The sequence below is a fragment of the Pontibacter akesuensis genome, assembly GCF_001611675.1.
Taxonomy (GTDB): domain Bacteria; phylum Bacteroidota; class Bacteroidia; order Cytophagales; family Hymenobacteraceae; genus Pontibacter; species Pontibacter akesuensis.
Map to the genome: position 1 here is coordinate 2,289,081 of NZ_CP014766.1, position 16,076 is coordinate 2,305,156.

General features: G+C 53.3%; 5 protein-coding genes, 2 tRNA genes and 3 rRNA genes. 7 read left to right on the forward strand and 3 right to left on the reverse strand.

Annotated elements, in window-relative coordinates; genetic code table 11:
- Positions 1–93 precede the first annotated feature (93 nt).
- On the forward strand, positions 94–2,385 hold the full coding sequence (locus A0W33_RS09690) for a TonB-dependent receptor domain-containing protein (RefSeq protein ID WP_229802074.1): 2,292 nt from the start codon (positions 94–96) through the stop codon (positions 2,383–2,385).
- Position 2,386: 1 nt separating this feature from the next.
- On the opposite strand, the gene A0W33_RS09695 is transcribed toward A0W33_RS09690, so the two are convergent.
- Both A0W33_RS09695 and gcvP read right to left on the reverse strand, forming a co-directional pair.
- Complete coding sequence (locus A0W33_RS09695) at positions 2,387–2,989, reverse strand: DUF4136 domain-containing protein (protein WP_068837962.1); 603 nt, start codon at positions 2,987–2,989, stop codon at positions 2,387–2,389.
- A gap of 722 nt (positions 2,990–3,711) precedes the next feature.
- The gene (gene gcvP, locus A0W33_RS09705; protein WP_068837964.1) at positions 3,712–6,630 is read right to left on the reverse strand and encodes an aminomethyl-transferring glycine dehydrogenase; all 2,919 of its coding nucleotides are present in this window, start codon (positions 6,628–6,630) and stop codon (positions 3,712–3,714) included.
- A gap of 243 nt (positions 6,631–6,873) precedes the next feature.
- Here gcvP and A0W33_RS09710 point away from each other — a divergent pair, with 243 nt between their 5' ends.
- The 6 genes from A0W33_RS09710 to rrf all read left to right on the forward strand — a co-directional run bounded on the left by A0W33_RS09710 (position 6,874) and on the right by rrf (position 14,340).
- A complete protein-coding gene (locus A0W33_RS09710) occupies positions 6,874–8,118 on the forward strand; it encodes an NAD(P)-dependent oxidoreductase (RefSeq protein ID WP_068837965.1) in 1,245 nt (414 codons plus the stop codon).
- Between the two features lie 1,078 nt (positions 8,119–9,196).
- Positions 9,197–10,719: ribosomal RNA gene (locus tag A0W33_RS09720) — 16S ribosomal RNA — on the forward strand.
- A gap of 127 nt (positions 10,720–10,846) precedes the next feature.
- Positions 10,847–10,920: transfer RNA gene (locus A0W33_RS09725), tRNA-Ile, on the forward strand.
- A gap of 17 nt (positions 10,921–10,937) precedes the next feature.
- Positions 10,938–11,011 (forward strand) — tRNA-Ala (locus tag A0W33_RS09730).
- A gap of 236 nt (positions 11,012–11,247) precedes the next feature.
- Positions 11,248–14,143: ribosomal RNA gene (locus tag A0W33_RS09735) — 23S ribosomal RNA — on the forward strand.
- A gap of 85 nt (positions 14,144–14,228) precedes the next feature.
- Positions 14,229–14,340, forward strand: a 5S ribosomal RNA gene (rrf, locus tag A0W33_RS09740).
- The 16S, 23S and 5S rRNA genes sit together here with 2 tRNA genes alongside, the layout of an rRNA operon.
- 299 nt (positions 14,341–14,639) lie before the next feature.
- Here the strand turns inward: rrf and aspA are convergent.
- Positions 14,640–16,049, reverse strand: coding sequence for an aspartate ammonia-lyase (gene aspA / locus A0W33_RS09745; protein ID WP_068837967.1), 1,410 nt, complete (start codon positions 16,047–16,049; stop codon positions 14,640–14,642).
- Positions 16,050–16,076 lie beyond the last annotated feature (27 nt).

Consider the following 16,076-nt stretch of genomic DNA (forward strand, 5'->3'; position numbering starts at 1 on the left):
GTTGTCAGGGCAAAGAAGCTGCTGCGGTATGCATACGCCCGCTTAAACCTTGCGCCTTTTTCCGCGTTCTGACAGTGATACTTATTTTTGCGCATGACCAAGATTAACTACCTCCTTATACTTTCCCTCTTTATTCTGATGGCACTTCCCTTTACCCTGCAGGCGCAGGAGCTGCGGGGGCGCGTGCTGAATGCCCAGACACAGCAGCCGTTACGGGGCGTAACCGTGAGTGTAGATGGAAAGGCTTTCACGTTGAGCGGCGAGACCGGCTACTTTGAGGCGGAGCTGACAAGCGTGAACGCACCGGTTATACTTTCCTATATTGGTTTTAAGACAGACACCGTGTACTGGAGCGAGGGGTATGATGGCTCGGTGATAGAGGTGTTGCTGCAACCTAAAGGTGCTGTGCTGCAGGAAGTGCAGGTGCAGGGCTACGAGACAAACCGGCCCTTGCTGCAAACGGCGGGCGCCATCAGTTTAATTGAGCGGGAGGTAATCACCCGTTTTGACGAAAGCTCCCTGGTGCGGGCCGTGAACACCGTGCCGGGCGTGCGCATGGAAGAGCGCGCTCCGGCCAGTTACCGCCTGTCCATCCGGGGAAGCAGCCTACGCTCGCCGTACGGTATCCGGAACGTAAAAGTATACTACGATGGTATCCCGTTTACCGAGGCCAACGGTACCACAGCGCTAAACTTGCTGGATGCCGGCAACATCGGCCGGATGGAAATCCTCAAAGGACCGACGGCAAGCATCTACGGCGCCGGAACCGGCGGCACCGTATTGCTGGAGCCGCGTCGTGCCGCTCCCGGCGAAGCCTCTTTGGAAGTAGGCGCCACGTTTGGCTCCTATGGTTTTCAGCGTCAAACGGCCACGGCCAGCATCGGCGCCGAAAACAGCAGCATTCTGGTGCAGTACACGCGGCAAACGTATGATGGCTATCGGCAGCAGTCGGCCATTGATCGCGACGTGCTGTTGATCAGCTCGCAGTTTACGCCCACCGACAAGCGCACCATCTCGGCAAACCTCATCTACTCCAACTTATACTATGAGTTGCCGGGCGGACTCACGCAGGAGCAGTATGCGCAGGACCCGCGGCAGGCACGGGGAGGGCAGTTCGGAAGTGTGGCACAAAATGCCTCTCTCGATTTGGAAGGTATCAACGTGGGGCTGAAGCAGGAGTACAGGTTCAGCGAGGACTTCCGGAATACCACATCGGTATATGGCCTGCATAAGTTCAAGGATAATCCCTTTAACACAGACTATGAGCGCAACGCAAACCAGGAATTTGGCGGCCGCACCAGCTTTGTGCTCGATGCCAGCCTGGGAAGTATAGCCACGGCCTTTACCCTGGGAGGGGAGTTTCAGCGGGGGTTTGAAGTGGCCCGCACCTACGACAACAACGGCGGCACGACCGGCAACCTGCGCACCGACGATGAAGTGGTCTCGAAGGCAGGTTTTCTGTTTGCTCAGGCCGAGTTTGAGTTACCTTCGGACATAATTGCCACGGCAGCGCTTAGCTTAAACGACACCCGGTATGAGATCACGCGCCTGCAGCAGGTGGCCTCCGGCAACTACATTTACAAACGCGATTTTGAGGCTGTGCTTTCCCCACGCGTGGCGCTACTAAAGCAACTGACAGATAAAATATCAATACACGCCAGCGTGAGTTCCGGCTTTTCGCCACCCACCGAGGAGGAAATCCTGACATCTGACGGGCAGCTGAACGAGGCGCTGGAGGCTGAGAAGGGCACCAACTATGAGGTAGGCGTTCGCGGGTTTATGCTGGCCGATAAGCTGAGCTTTGATGTGGTAGGTTTCTACTTCAACCTAAACGAAACGATTGTGAGCCGGCAGGATGTATCGAGTGTGGCGGTGTTCCGCAACGTGGGCAGCACCGATCAGAAAGGCCTTGAGACAAGTATAGGCTACACACTTCTCGACGAGCCGACGCAGCCGCTAAGCCTGCTGAAAGTATGGGGCAGCTACACGTACAGCCATTTCAGGTTTAAGGAATACCAGCAGAACGAAACAGATTACTCCGGTAACGACCTGACCGGCGTGGCGCCACATGCCGCCACCGCAGGCATTGACCTGACCACCCGTTTCGGTTTATACTTCAACCTGACGGCGAATTATGTGGATGAGATACCGCTGAACGATGAGAACACGGTGTATGCCGACAGCTACCTGGTGGCAGGCGCAAGGCTTGGGCTGAAGCGGCAATTGGGCGCGCACTTTGGGCTGGAGGTATTCGGCGGCGTAGATAACCTGACCGATGAAAAGTATAGCCTGGGCAATGACCTCAACGCTTTTGGCGGACGCTATTTCCAAGCAGCACCGGACCGAAACTACTACACCGGCCTGAGTCTGAAGTATACCTTGTAAGTTACCGGATAGCCGAAGGAACAGGCGGAAACTGCGACATGATGTTGGCCACCACGTAGCTGATGCGCGTATCATCGGCAGCAGTGGGATCCAGGCTGGCACGCGAGTAGCCGCGCCACAAAAGCTGGTTTGTCGTTGGGTCAATGATGTCTATCACCAGTGTGCCCGGGGCATAGCTCTGGATAGGTTGATAGCCGGGAAGGCCGTCCGTAGTGTAGCGGTAACGGTAGCCGTACCAGTAGCTGTAGCCATACCCGAACCCCTCCGGGAAAGTATAATCCTTTGTCTCCAACTGTTTGTTGTCTACCGCAATATCGTAGGCAACCAGGAGGCCGGGGTTGTTGATGTCCGGCCTAAGGCCCTCCTTTACCAATTCACTTGCCACCGACTCTTTTATGCGCTGGTCCAGCAACAGGCTGAACTGGGCACCGGCTCCACCGGCAACAGGCTGGGGTACCTCAGTTCTGTGCCAGTCAAAGGTCTGAAACTTTTTAAAATCGATGGCAGGGTTGTAGGTATATTCAGTTTCAGTGGCAATTCTGACGCAGCCGGAGAGGATGAAAAGTAAAGGCAGGAGTAGTAGGTAGAGGGGGCTTGTTTTCATAGTGATCCGGGTTTGGTTGGCTGTGGTAGTACCGTAACCGGGTATACGGATGATGTAAGACGGCAGATATCCAGGCAAATGCCTGCTGTGCTACCGAACCCGGTAAATCCTGCGCCTGGGCAGCGGCAGTTCCTGCTTTGTGTGCTGCGGGATTGAATCGCTTACGTAGTGCCTCAGGCTTTCCTGCCTAACGCGCGATAACTGCACCGAGTCAGGCTTTTCTGCCAGCAGGTTTCCACTGGCTTCCACACGAGAGCCTGCAGCATCTTCAGCGGAAAGCACAAAGCTCTTAACAGGTGCCTGCGCCCACAGTAACGGGGTTTGTAATAGTAAGACAGCGGAAAGAATTGCTGACATAACTACCTTCTGCATTGCTTAGGCTTGATTAAGTTAATTTCTCAAAGAGAGACAAATATACAACTTATAAATAGTACAGTTATTATATAGTTCGATTAATATTTTATTTGCTCTTGCAAAAGTTATATCCGTTTGCTTTGTGTGGCAGGAAAAGGTGCAAAGAGTATCGTGCGCTCCTGTTTAGATTTATTTCTGGGCAGCTCTGCCGGGCTTCCGGAGAAACTACGCTCCACTGTTTGGGCGCCTATACTTGTAGCTGTTGCTTACTGGCAAGTACAAAGGAAGGGCAAGTACAAACGAAGTATAAAACAAAGCGCCTGACCATTATGGCCAGGCGCTTTGCTATTCCTGAAAAGGGAAGTAGGTTATCCTACAGCTACCATTTCGTTGTTATTCTCGTTGTAGGCCTCTGTCGGTGCGCAAGAGCAAACCAGGTTACGGTCGCCGTACGCGCTGTCGATGCGGCTAACGGTTGGCCATACTTTGTTGTCGCGCAGGTAAGCCATCGGGAACACAGCTTTTTCACGGCTGTATGGTCTTTCCCAGTTCTCTGCCATCACCACTTTCAACGTATGCGGCGCATGCTTCAGCACGTTTTCCTTCTGGTCTGCTTTGCCTTCCTCAATCTCACGAATCTCCTCGCGGATAGAGATCATTACATCGCAGAATCTGTCCAGTTCTTCCTGTGCCTCTGACTCTGTTGGCTCTACCATCAGCGTGCCCGCTACCGGGAAAGATACTGTTGGCGCATGGAAGCCATAGTCCATCAAACGCTTGGCGATATCTTCTACTTCTACACCTGCCTTCTTGAAGCCACGGCAATCCAGGATCATTTCGTGGGCGCAACGTCCGTTGGCACCAACATACAATACCGGGTAGTGCTTCTCCAGTCTGGCTTTGATGTAGTTGGCATTCAGAATCGCTACTTTCGTTGCCTCTGTCAAGCCTTCACCGCCCATCATTGCAATGTAGGCATAGGAGATAGGCAGGATAGAAGCAGAACCCCAAGGCGCCGCCGAGATAGCATTGATCGCCTCATCACGTCCCAGATCAACCACCGCGTGGCCAGGTAGGAACGGCGCCAAATCTTTTACTACACCAATCGGGCCCATGCCAGGACCACCGCCACCGTGAGGAATGCAGAAGGTCTTGTGCAGGTTCAGGTGGCAAACGTCAGCACCAATGTGTGCCGGGGAAGTAAGACCAACCTGGGCGTTCATGTTGGCACCGTCCATATAAACACGGCCGCCGTTGTCATGTATGATCTGGCAGATCTCGATGATGCTTTCCTCATACACCCCGTGGGTAGATGGGTAGGTTACCATCAGGCAAGACAGCTCGTTCTTGTGCTGCTCAGCCTTCGCGCGCAGGTCAGCTACATCAATGTTGCCTTTCTCATCGCACTTCACGATCACCACTTTCATGCCGGCCATAACCGCAGAAGCCGGGTTAGTACCATGTGCAGAAGAAGGGATCAGGGCAATGTTACGGTGCTGGTCGCCACGTGACTCATGATAGGCACGAATCACCATCAGGCCCGCATACTCGCCTTGCGCACCAGAGTTCGGCTGCAGCGATACCGCATCAAAGCGTGTTACCTCACACAACCATGCCTCCAGATCAGCGAAGATCTGCTTATAACCCAATGTCTGATCAGCAGGGGCAAACGGGTGCAGCTGCCCAATCTCCGGCCATGTTACCGGAATCATCTCGGCCGTTGCATTTAGCTTCATGGTGCAGGAGCCCAGCGGAATCATCGAGTGAACAAGAGAAATGTCCTTGTTCTCCAGGTGCTTCATGTAGCGCAGCATCTCGTGCTCCGAGTGATGCTTGTTAAATACGTCCTGCTGCAGGTAATCGCTTTTACGGATCAGGCTATCAGCCCACGTAATCTCGGTTTCCTCGGGCAGTTCGTTTATACTTAATACATCAGCAGACTTGCCAGCCACTTTTGCGAATACCGCCAAAATGTCTTTTACATCCTGCAGTTCTGTGTTCTGGTTAAGCGAGATGCCGATGTTGGTGGTGTTGAAATAGCGGAAGTTGATGCCAGCGGCTTCTGCCTCGGTACGGATCGCCTGCTGCATGTCGGCACTTTCCACCGCCACATTCAGCGTATCGAAGTACTGCTCGTTCAGCTGCTCAAAGCCCAATGCTTTCAAGCCATTCTCCAGTTGCTGTGCCAGCGCGTGCGTGTTCAGTCCTATATACTTCAGGCGGCGCGGGCCATGGTACACGGCATACATCCCTGACATCACCGCCAGTAATACCTGAGCGGTACAGATGTTAGAAGTTGCTTTCTCACGGCGAATGTGCTGCTCACGCGTCTGCAGGGCCATGCGATATGCCTTGTCGCCGGCTGCGTCTACCGATATACCGATAATACGGCCTGGAATCACGCGCTTGAAAGCGTCTTTCGTAGCAAAGAAAGCGGCATGCGGTCCGCCAAAGCCCATCGGTACACCGAAACGCTGGGTGGTACCTACCACAACATCGGCACCCATCTCACCCGGAGGTGTTAATAAGGTAAGTGATAAGATATCTGCTGCAACGGCAACCAGCATGTCCTGCTCGTGTGCCTTTGCAATCAGGTCAGTATAATCAAACACGGAACCATCGGCAGCCGGGTACTGCAGCAGTGCGCCAAACAGCGTCTCGTCCTGCAGGTCGGCTGTGCGGTGGTCGCCGATTACCAGCTCGATGTTAAGCGGCGTGGCACGGGAAAGCAAAATGTCGATAGTCTGCGGCAGCACCTGCTCAGATACAAAGAAGCGGGTTGCGTTTTTGCGGGAGCCTTTACGCTGAGAGTAGAACATAGCCATGGCCTCGGAGGCGGCAGTGCCCTCATCCAACAAAGAGGCGTTGGCAATTTCCATCCCAGTCAAATCCATCACCATGGTCTGGTAATTGATCAGTGCCTCCAAACGGCCCTGAGCAATCTCAGCCTGGTAAGGCGTATAAGCGGTGTACCAGCCCGGGTTCTCCATAATATTACGAAGTATAACCGGTGGCACGATGGTGTCGTTGTAGCCAAGGCCAATGTACGACTTGTATACTTTGTTTTTCCTGGCGATCTCCCCGAACTGCTTCAGGAAGTCTTTCTCGGAAAGCGCTGCCGGAAGGTTGAGCGGCTTTTTGAGGCGAATGGCCGCAGGTACCGTCTCGTCGATCAGTTGATCCAGAGTGTCTACGCCGATAGTGCGTAGCATGTCCTGCATCTGCTCTTTGTCGGGGCCGTTGTGGCGCTCCTTGAATACATCCGCAGGTTTGGTTTTAAAAATCATAACGGTGATATATTAGTCTGGGATTTTGGGTTTTATACTTGTGGGGAGGGCCTGTAGGGGCTATTCCCGTCTTTTCTACAAAAGTAGTAATAGTTTATTATATTGAAGCATCAAAGCTAAATAGTTCCGGGTACGGCTTATGCCAAAGGCAAGGCATAACCAACTGAAGTATAAGCGGCACCGGCACCATTTGTTTAGTGGCTTAACATAAATACCAGCGTAACAATTCAACACCGATTCTACATGAGCAAACTAAAGATTGGCATCATCAAAGAAGGAAAAATACCTGTGGACAAACGGGTGCCACTCACGCCCAAAAAGTGCGTGGAGGCCCTGCAGGAGTTTCCGGAGATGGAGGTGGCAGTGCAGCCCAGCGACATCCGCTGCTTTACCGATGCGGAGTACCAGGAACTGGGCATCCCGTTGCAGCAGGATTTAACCGATTGCGATGTGCTGATGGGCGTGAAGGAGGTGCCGGTGGAGCAGCTCATTCCGAATAAAACCTACCTCTTCTTCTCCCATACGATAAAAGAGCAGCCGCAAAATGCGAAACTGCTCCGCGCCATACTAGACAAGAACATCACCCTGATAGATTATGAGCTGCTGAAGTCGAGTGATGGCCAGCGGGTGGTGGCTTTCGGGCGCTATGCTGGTATCGTAGGCGCTTATAACGGCATGCTGACCTACGGAAGGAAGCACGGGCTCTTCAACCTGAAGCCCGCCTACCTCTGCCACGAGATGGAAGACATGCAGGAGGAGTACTTTAAGGTGAAGCTGCCGCCGATAAAAATTGCCGTTACCGGTGGCGGGCGTGTGGCGGGCGGTGCCATGGAGGTGCTGGATAAGATGGAAATCCGGAAAGTAAGTGTGTTCGACTTTCTGTACAAGCAGTTCACCGAGCCCGTTTATGCCCAGCTGCACTCCGGCGACTACAACACGCGGCCAGATGTGGAAGTATGGGACTCGCCGGATTTCTACACCAACCCGCACTTATATAAGAGTACCTTCCGCAAGTTCACCCGTGTCACCGACCTGTTGCTGGCTTGCGCCTACTGGAACCCCAAAGCCCCAAAGCTGTTCACCGAGGAAGAAGCCAGGAATGCTGACTTCAGGATAGACACCATTGCTGATATTACCTGTGATGTGGGCGGCTCCATACCTGTCACCAAGCGCTCCACCACCATTACCGAACCCGCATTCGATTACAACCCCCAGACAGCAGCGCTGGAGCCGCCCTACTCCAGGCCTGATAACATCACGGTAATGGCTGTTGATAACCTTCCCTGCGAGTTGCCGCGCAATGCCTCCCGCGACTTCGGCCGCCACCTGATAGATAACGTGCTGCCACACTTTTTTAATAATGATGCAGAAGAAATGCTGGAGCGGGCAACCATCGCCAAAGGCGGAAAGTTAACTGAGCGCTACCGTTACCTGCAAGCCTACGCCGACAGTGCCGCTAATAATAAGGAGAGGCAGGAGGCGGTATAGTATAGTATAGTATAGTATAGTATAGTATAGTATAGTATAGTATAGTATAGTATAGTATAGTATAGTATAGTATAGTATAGTATAGTATAGTATAGTATAGTATAGTATAGTATAGTATAGTAGCAAATGATGCTGAGTGCAGTGCATTCTTATACTTAAATGAAAGAGCGGGAACAGTGAAGAAACACTGTTCCCGCTCTTTCATTTAAGTGTTGAAGGAAATATGGAATAGATAAATTTAAGTGAGAAGGCTCAAATTTCTTCACTTACCGGGAACAAACAACCCATGCGCCGCTGTTATTCCCAAGCGCCCGGGCCGCGGGCGGTTCCTTGGAAGATATTTCTATTGCTCGGAACTCCGGCTCCACGCTCCGCTGTTTACCCCTGGCGCCCGCTCTGGAGGCTGAAGAAAGGGGGGCGGAAAGAAAGTCTGAAACTTTTCCATCGGAGGGTCAGCCACTTAGGCCGAGGCAGGCGGAAAGTTGCGGGGAAGGGCTTGGAAAGCGGGAAACATTCCCTACTTTTGCATCCCGGTTCGGCAGGGACGGGGGCGGCTAACACAGGATCAACTATCCTGTGGCGCTGAAAAAAATAGCTGAAGGAGTTGCGTTGGATACGGGAAAGTTTCCTACCTTTGCAGCCCGCTTCAACCGGAGGCGCTCGGGTTCAGGCGCTGATTCAACAGCATCCGGAGCCGAAAAAAAGAAGTGAGAAACTTCTTGCTAAGTGGGAAAAGGTTCTTACCTTTGCATCCGCTTCGAGAGGGAGCGAAACAGGGAAGAGGGCAGCTCTTCCGGGAAACAAAAAGGGAGAAAAAAATAGTGCATCGGGTATTGCTAAAAGAAAAAAAGCTTTTACCTTTGCACCCCGCAAAAGAGCGAACGGCTCGGGCGGAAGATGAGTGACACGCACCGGTAGGGTGCGCTAGGGAAGACAACAGGTCCTCCGGAAGTTCTTTGAGAGATTGCTTGAGACAGAATAAAAAGAGAAAAAGGAAACGTTCCTCGTCCTTTAGGGGATGAGGTCGGGCCGGGGTCTGACAGACACATTTCTACTTTTAGGAGTAGATGAAAACTTTACAATGGAGAGTTTGATCCTGGCTCAGGATGAACGCTAGCGGCAGGCCTAATACATGCAAGTCGAACGGATCAGGTTCTTTCGGGAACCTGGTTAGTGGCGCACGGGTGCGTAACGCGTATGCAACCTACCTTCCACAGGGGGATAGCCCCGGGAAACCGGGATTAATACCGCATGACACCATGAATCGGCATCGGTTTATGGTCAAAGTTTCGGCGGTGGAAGATGGGCATGCGTGCCATTAGCTAGTTGGCGGGGTAGAGGCCCACCAAGGCTACGATGGCTAGGGGTTCTGAGAGGATGGTCCCCCACACTGGTACTGAGACACGGACCAGACTCCTACGGGAGGCAGCAGTAGGGAATATTGGGCAATGGCCGAGAGGCTGACCCAGCCATGCCGCGTGCAGGAAGAAGGCCTTCTGGGTTGTAAACTGCTTTTATCAGGGAAGAAAACGCCCCTGCGGGGGTAACTGACGGTACCTGATGAATAAGCACCGGCTAACTCCGTGCCAGCAGCCGCGGTAATACGGAGGGTGCAAGCGTTGTCCGGATTTATTGGGTTTAAAGGGTGCGTAGGCGGCCCGTTAAGTCAGCGGTGAAATCCCAGGGCTCAACCCTGGAACTGCCGTTGATACTGGCGGGCTTGAGTTCGGTGAAGGCGGGCGGAACTGGCGGTGTAGCGGTGAAATGCTTAGATACCGCCAAGAACCCCGATTGCGTAGGCAGCTCGCTGTGCCGAAACTGACGCTGAGGCACGAAAGCGTGGGGAGCGAACAGGATTAGATACCCTGGTAGTCCACGCCGTAAACGATGATTACTCGATGTTGGCGATACACTGTCAGCGTCCAAGCGAAAGCGTTAAGTAATCCACCTGGGGAGTACGCCCGCAAGGGTGAAACTCAAAGGAATTGACGGGGGCCCGCACAAGCGGTGGAGCATGTGGTTTAATTCGATGATACGCGAGGAACCTTACCTAGGCTAGAATGCGCGTGACGGTACCAGAGATGGTACTTCCCTTCGGGGCACAAAGCAAGGTGCTGCATGGCCGTCGTCAGCTCGTGCCGTGAGGTGTTGGGTTAAGTCCCGCAACGAGCGCAACCCCTATCTTCAGTTGCCAGCACGTGATGGTGGGGACTCTGGAGAGACTGCCTCCGCAAGGAGCGAGGAAGGCGGGGACGACGTCAGGTCATCATGGCCCTTACGCCTAGGGCTACACACGTGCTACAATGGCGCATACAGAGGGTAGCCAGCCAGCGATGGTGAGCCAATCCCAGAAAGTGCGTCTCAGTTCGGATCGGAGTCTGCAACTCGACTCCGTGAAGCCGGAATCGCTAGTAATCGCGTATCAGCAACGACGCGGTGAATACGTTCCCGGGCCTTGTACACACCGCCCGTCAAGCCATGGAAGTCAGGGAGACCTGAAGCCGGTGACCGTCAAAGGAGCCGTCTAGGGTAAAACTGGTAACTGGGGCTAAGTCGTAACAAGGTAGCCGTACCGGAAGGTGCGGCTGGATCACCTCCTTTCTAGGGAAGACCGCCGGCCCGGAAGTTTCCTTCTCCTTTTTTTGCTCTGTCTCTCGCATTCGATCAAAACCCATTTTATAGTGAGCGGGCACAGCGGCCCAAAAGCGGGCATGGAGCCCAACAAAGCGGGCTTGTAGCTCAGGTGGTTAGAGCGCTACACTGATAATGTAGAGGTCCGTGGTTCGAGTCCACGCAGGCCCACTCTATGACGATTACCTGGGGGATTAGCTCAGCTGGCTAGAGCGCCTGCTTTGCACGCAGGAGGTCAACGGTTCGACTCCGTTATTCTCCACACTTAAGTCTGGCCCTAGCGGCACGGCGACAGCACACAAGTAAAGACGGCAGGTTTTTACTTCCAATTTCAGGCAACAAGGTCTTATCATGATAAATGATAAATGGCAACTGTTAACTGGAAAGAAGTTCTTTGACATGATGGGAAAGAGAGAGAAGTAATAAAATATTGACTAGGCCCTAGTGATAGGGTCCTGGTGCGAAAGAGGCGGGCCGGTTGCCTTCGGGGGACCGGCCGATGACGCAGAGAAGGGCGCACGGGGGATGCCTAGGCTCTCAGAGGCGATGAAGGACGCGACAAGCTGCGATAAGCTGCGGGGATTGGCACATACAAGTTGATCCGCAGATTTCCGAATGGGGCAACCCACTGTGTTGAAGACACAGTACACCTTAGGGTGAGCGAACCCGGGGAACTGAAACATCTAAGTACCCGGAGGAAGAGAAAACAAGAGTGATTCCGCAAGTAGTGGCGAGCGAACGCGGAACAGCCCAAACCAGGCTTGTCACGGCAAGTCTGGGGTTGTAGGGCCGCGATGTGGGACCAAAGATTGAAGCATAACGTTCTGGGAAGAACGACCATAGGGGGTGATAGTCCCGTGTGCGTAAGCTCTTTGGCCCTAGCGGTACCCTGAGTAGGGCGGGACCGGAGAAATCCCGCCTGAATCCACCGGCACCATCCGGTAAGGCTAAATACTCCTGAGAGACCGATAGTGAACCAGTACCGTGAGGGAAAGGTGAAAAGCACCGTGAATAACGGGGTGAAACAGATCCTGAAACCGTGCGCTTACAAGCGGTCGGAGCCCATTAGTTGGGTGACGGCGTGCCTTTTGCATAATGAGCCTACGAGTTGCTCCTCCCTGGCAAGGTTAAGTGTCTTCGAGGCACGGAGCCGCAGCGAAAGCGAGTCTGAACAGGGCGCGCAGTCAGGGGGGGCAGACGCGAAACTTTGTGATCTACCCATGGGCAGGATGAAGGCTGGGTAAAACCAGTTGGAGGTCCGAACCAGTTTACGTTGAAAAGTATTTGGATGACCTGTGGGTAGGGGTGAAAGGCCAATCAAACTGAGAAATAGCTCGTACTCCCCGAAATGCCTTTAGGGGCAGCGTCGCGGTGGAGTCATGTGGAGGTAGAGCTACCGATAGGACTAGGGGGAGTCACATCCTACCGAATCCTGACGAACTCCGAATGCCACTTGACATACGCGGCAGTGAGGCCTGGGGTGCTAAGGTCCCGGGCCGAGAGGGAAAGAACCCAGACCGCCAGCTAAGGTCCCTAAATTCAGACTAAGTTGAACAAAGGAGGTCCACTTGCTTAGACAGCCAGGAGGTTGGCTTGGAAGCAGCCATTCCTTTAAAGAGTGCGTAACAGCTCACTGGTCGAGCGAGAGGGCATCGATAATAATCGGGCATCAAGTCTGATACCGAAGCTGCGGATTGCACTATGTGCACTGGTAGGGGAGCATTCCCTTCTGCGGTGAAGGCGTCCCGGCAAGGGGCGCTGGAGCGTAGGGAAAAGCAAATGTAGGCATAAGTAACGATAATGCGGGCGAGAAACCCGCACACCGAAAGACCAAGGTTTCCTGATCAACGCTAATCGGATCAGGGTTAGTCGGGTCCTAAGGGCGAGGCGAAAGCGCAGTTCGATGGACAACTGGTTAATATTCCAGTACCGGCACGCCATAGCGATGCGGTGACGGAGAAGTGAAAGGACGGCGCGCTGACGGAATAGCGCGTTTAAAGCCGTAGGTATTGGACCGGTCGTGAAGTACGCCGGACTAGCTGAAAGCTGAAAGTACTCCAACCCCTCGGGGGCGGAGATCGTCCCTAATCAGGCTCCCTAGAAAACCCGCTAAGCGTTTAAATGGCTTGCCGCCCGTACCGCAAACCGACACAGGTGGTCGAGGAGAGAATCCTAAGGTGCTCGAGTGAATCACGGCCAAGGAACTCGGCAAAATGGCCCTGTAACTTCGGGAGAAGGGGCGCTTCCTTGCAGCAATGCAAGAAGCCGCAGTGAAAAGGCCCAGGCGACTGTTTAACAAAAACACATGGCTTTGCGAAATCGAGAGATGAAGTATAAGGCCTGACACCTGCCCGGTGCCGGAAGGTTAAGAGGGGATGTCAGCCGCAAGGCGAAGCATTGAATCGAAGCCCCGGTAAACGGCGGCCGTAACTATAACGGTCCTAAGGTAGCGAAATTCCTTGTCGGGTAAGTTCCGACCTGCACGAATGGTGTAACGATCTGGGCGCTGTCTCAGCCGTGAGCTCGGTGAAATTGTAGTCTCGGTGAAGATGCCGAGTACCCGCAACGGGACGGAAAGACCCCATGAACCTTTACTATAGCTTAGCATTGACGCTGGGTAACTCATGTGTAGGATAGGTGGGAGGAGATGAAGCGGCGTCGCCAGGCGTCGTGGATCCGTCCTTGAAATACCACCCTTGAGTTGCTTGGCGCCTAACCTCACAGAGTGGGGGACCGTGCTTGGTGGGTAGTTTGACTGGGGTGGTCGCCTCCAAAACAGTAACGGAGGCTTTCAAAGGTTCCCTCAGCACGCTTGGTAACCGTGCGCAGAGCGCAATAGCAGAAGGGAGCTTGACTGTGAGGCCCACAAGCCGAGCAGGGCCGAAAGGCGGATATAGTGATCCGGTGGTTCCGCATGGAAGGGCCATCGCTCAAAGGATAAAAGGTACTCTGGGGATAACAGGCTGATCTCCCCCAAGAGCTCATATCGACGGGGAGGTTTGGCACCTCGATGTCGGCTCGTCACGTCCTGGGGCTGGAGAAGGTCCCAAGGGTTCGGCTGTTCGCCGATTAAAGTGGCACGCGAGCTGGGTTCAGAACGTCGTGAGACAGTTCGGTCCCTATCTGTTGTGGGCGTCGGAGATTTGAGGGGTTCTGGCCTTAGTACGAGAGGACCGGGCTGGACGAGCCTCTGGTGGACCTGTTGTGGCGCCAGCCGCAGCGCAGGGTAGCTACGCTCGGACGGGATAAGCGCTGAAAGCATCTAAGTGCGAAACCCGCCCCAAGATGAGATCTCCCTTAAGGGCCGTCAAAGACGATGACGTCGATAGGTGGCAGGTGTAAAGGTGGAAACACCAAAGCCGAGCCATACTAATTGCCCGAGCGCGTCCGGCCACGAAAAGGCCCGCCGCTTTTCGCCTCCCCTCTCTTTCCCAAATCATGTTAACAAGCATTAGCACGCATAACAGCCGTGCGACGATAATGGTGGCTATGGCCCCGGTGAGCACCTCTTCCCATCCCGAACAGAGAAGTTAAGCCCGGGCGCGCCGATGGTACTGGGGTCACACCCGGGAGAGTAGGTGGCCGCCAACCCCATACATCAGACGCCCCCCTTGCGCAAGCGAGGGGGGCGTTCTGCGTTCAAAGAATTCTGGAGGGAGGAAAGCTGTTCCGTGACCGTTCTGCTCTAAGCCTGTATGTTGCCTGCAGCATTGCCCGCTTGGGAACAGCGGCCGTACTTACCGGCTGTGCCAGGCTATATCTATATACATGGGGCCGTACCTACGCCCGACTTGCCTTGAAACCGAGACCCTCTGCCATACTTGCAAAACAGAAAAGCCCCCGCTACTAAAGCGGGGGCTTTTCTTTTTTATACAGTAGTTATCAACTTTCTAGCTGTTAATAAACTTAGGATTGATTAGGTTTTCTATCGAGAAGATTTCGTCCCATTTCTCCTGTGTGATGCTGTTTCGCTCCAGGACAACTATCTCATGAATAGATTTGCCCGTGATTAGTGCCTCTTTCGCGATAGAGGCAGATTCTTCATATCCAAGTATAGGATTCAGAGCGGTAACAATACCCACACTGTTCATTACCATGTTAAAGCAGATCTCTTCATTGGCCGTAATACCTTCGATGCATTTGTTCTTGAGCGTTCTGCAGGCATTCCCAAAGAAAGTAAGGGAGCTGAAAAGGCTGTATGCTATCACTGGTTCCATTACGTTCAACTGCAACTGACCGGCTTCAGCAGCCATCGTGACGGTCATATCACAGCCTATCACATAATAAGCCGTTTGATTAACCACCTCAGGTATCACCGGGTTTACTTTACCCGGCATAATAGAGGAGCCCGGTTGCATGCGCGGCAAGTTAATCTCGTTTATACCCGTACGCGGACCGGAAGATAAAAGCCGCAGGTCATTGCAAATCTTGGAGATCTTGATGGCAGAGCGCTTCATTACACCAGAAAGCTGCACATAAGCTCCTGTGTCGCAGGTAGCTTCTATCAGGTCTTCGGCCAGCACAACCGGAATGCCCGTAAGTTCGCGTAGGTGCTGCGTCACGATTTGAGGATACTCCTCAGGTGCGTTGATGGATGTACCAATGGCCGTGGCGCCCATGTTGATCTCTGATATCAGCAGCTTTGCCTCGTTCAGGCGCTGTATGTCTTCTTTTATGGTAGTGGAGAATCCGTGAAACTCATCACCCAGCGTCATCGGCACAGCATCCTGCAGCTGCGTGCGGCCCATTTTGAGCACGCGCTTGAACTCAATTCCTTTTTGGGCAAACGATTCTTGTAGTTCATCGAGGATTTCGACGAAATGCTCTATTTTGCGGTAAAGCGCCAGGCGGAATGCGGTAGGATAGGCGTCGTTAGTGGATTGTGAGAAGTTAACGTGGTTGTTTGGGTGAATGTAATCGTAATCACCTTTTTGGTGGCCTAGGAGTTCGAGTGCTAGGTTTGCGATTACTTCGTTCACGTTCATGTTCACAGAAGTGCCTGCGCCTCCCTGAATCATATCGGTTACAAACTGATCCATGTACTCGCCTGCGATAAGCTTGTCACAGGCAAGGCAGATAGCTTCCGCAATTTCTGGTGCAAGTACACCACAATCGCGGTTGGCCATGGCTGCTGCTTTTTTTACATAGCCAAAAGCTTGTATAAAGAGTGGCTCGCGCGAAATAGGAAGGCCGGTAATGTGGAAATTGTCCAGCGCACGGGCGGTTTGTATACCATAGTATAACTCGTTGGGAATTTGCATCTCTCCCAAAAAATCGTGTTCAGTTCTGAATTCCTTCATGGTGGTGGTTAGGGTGCTTAATGCTAA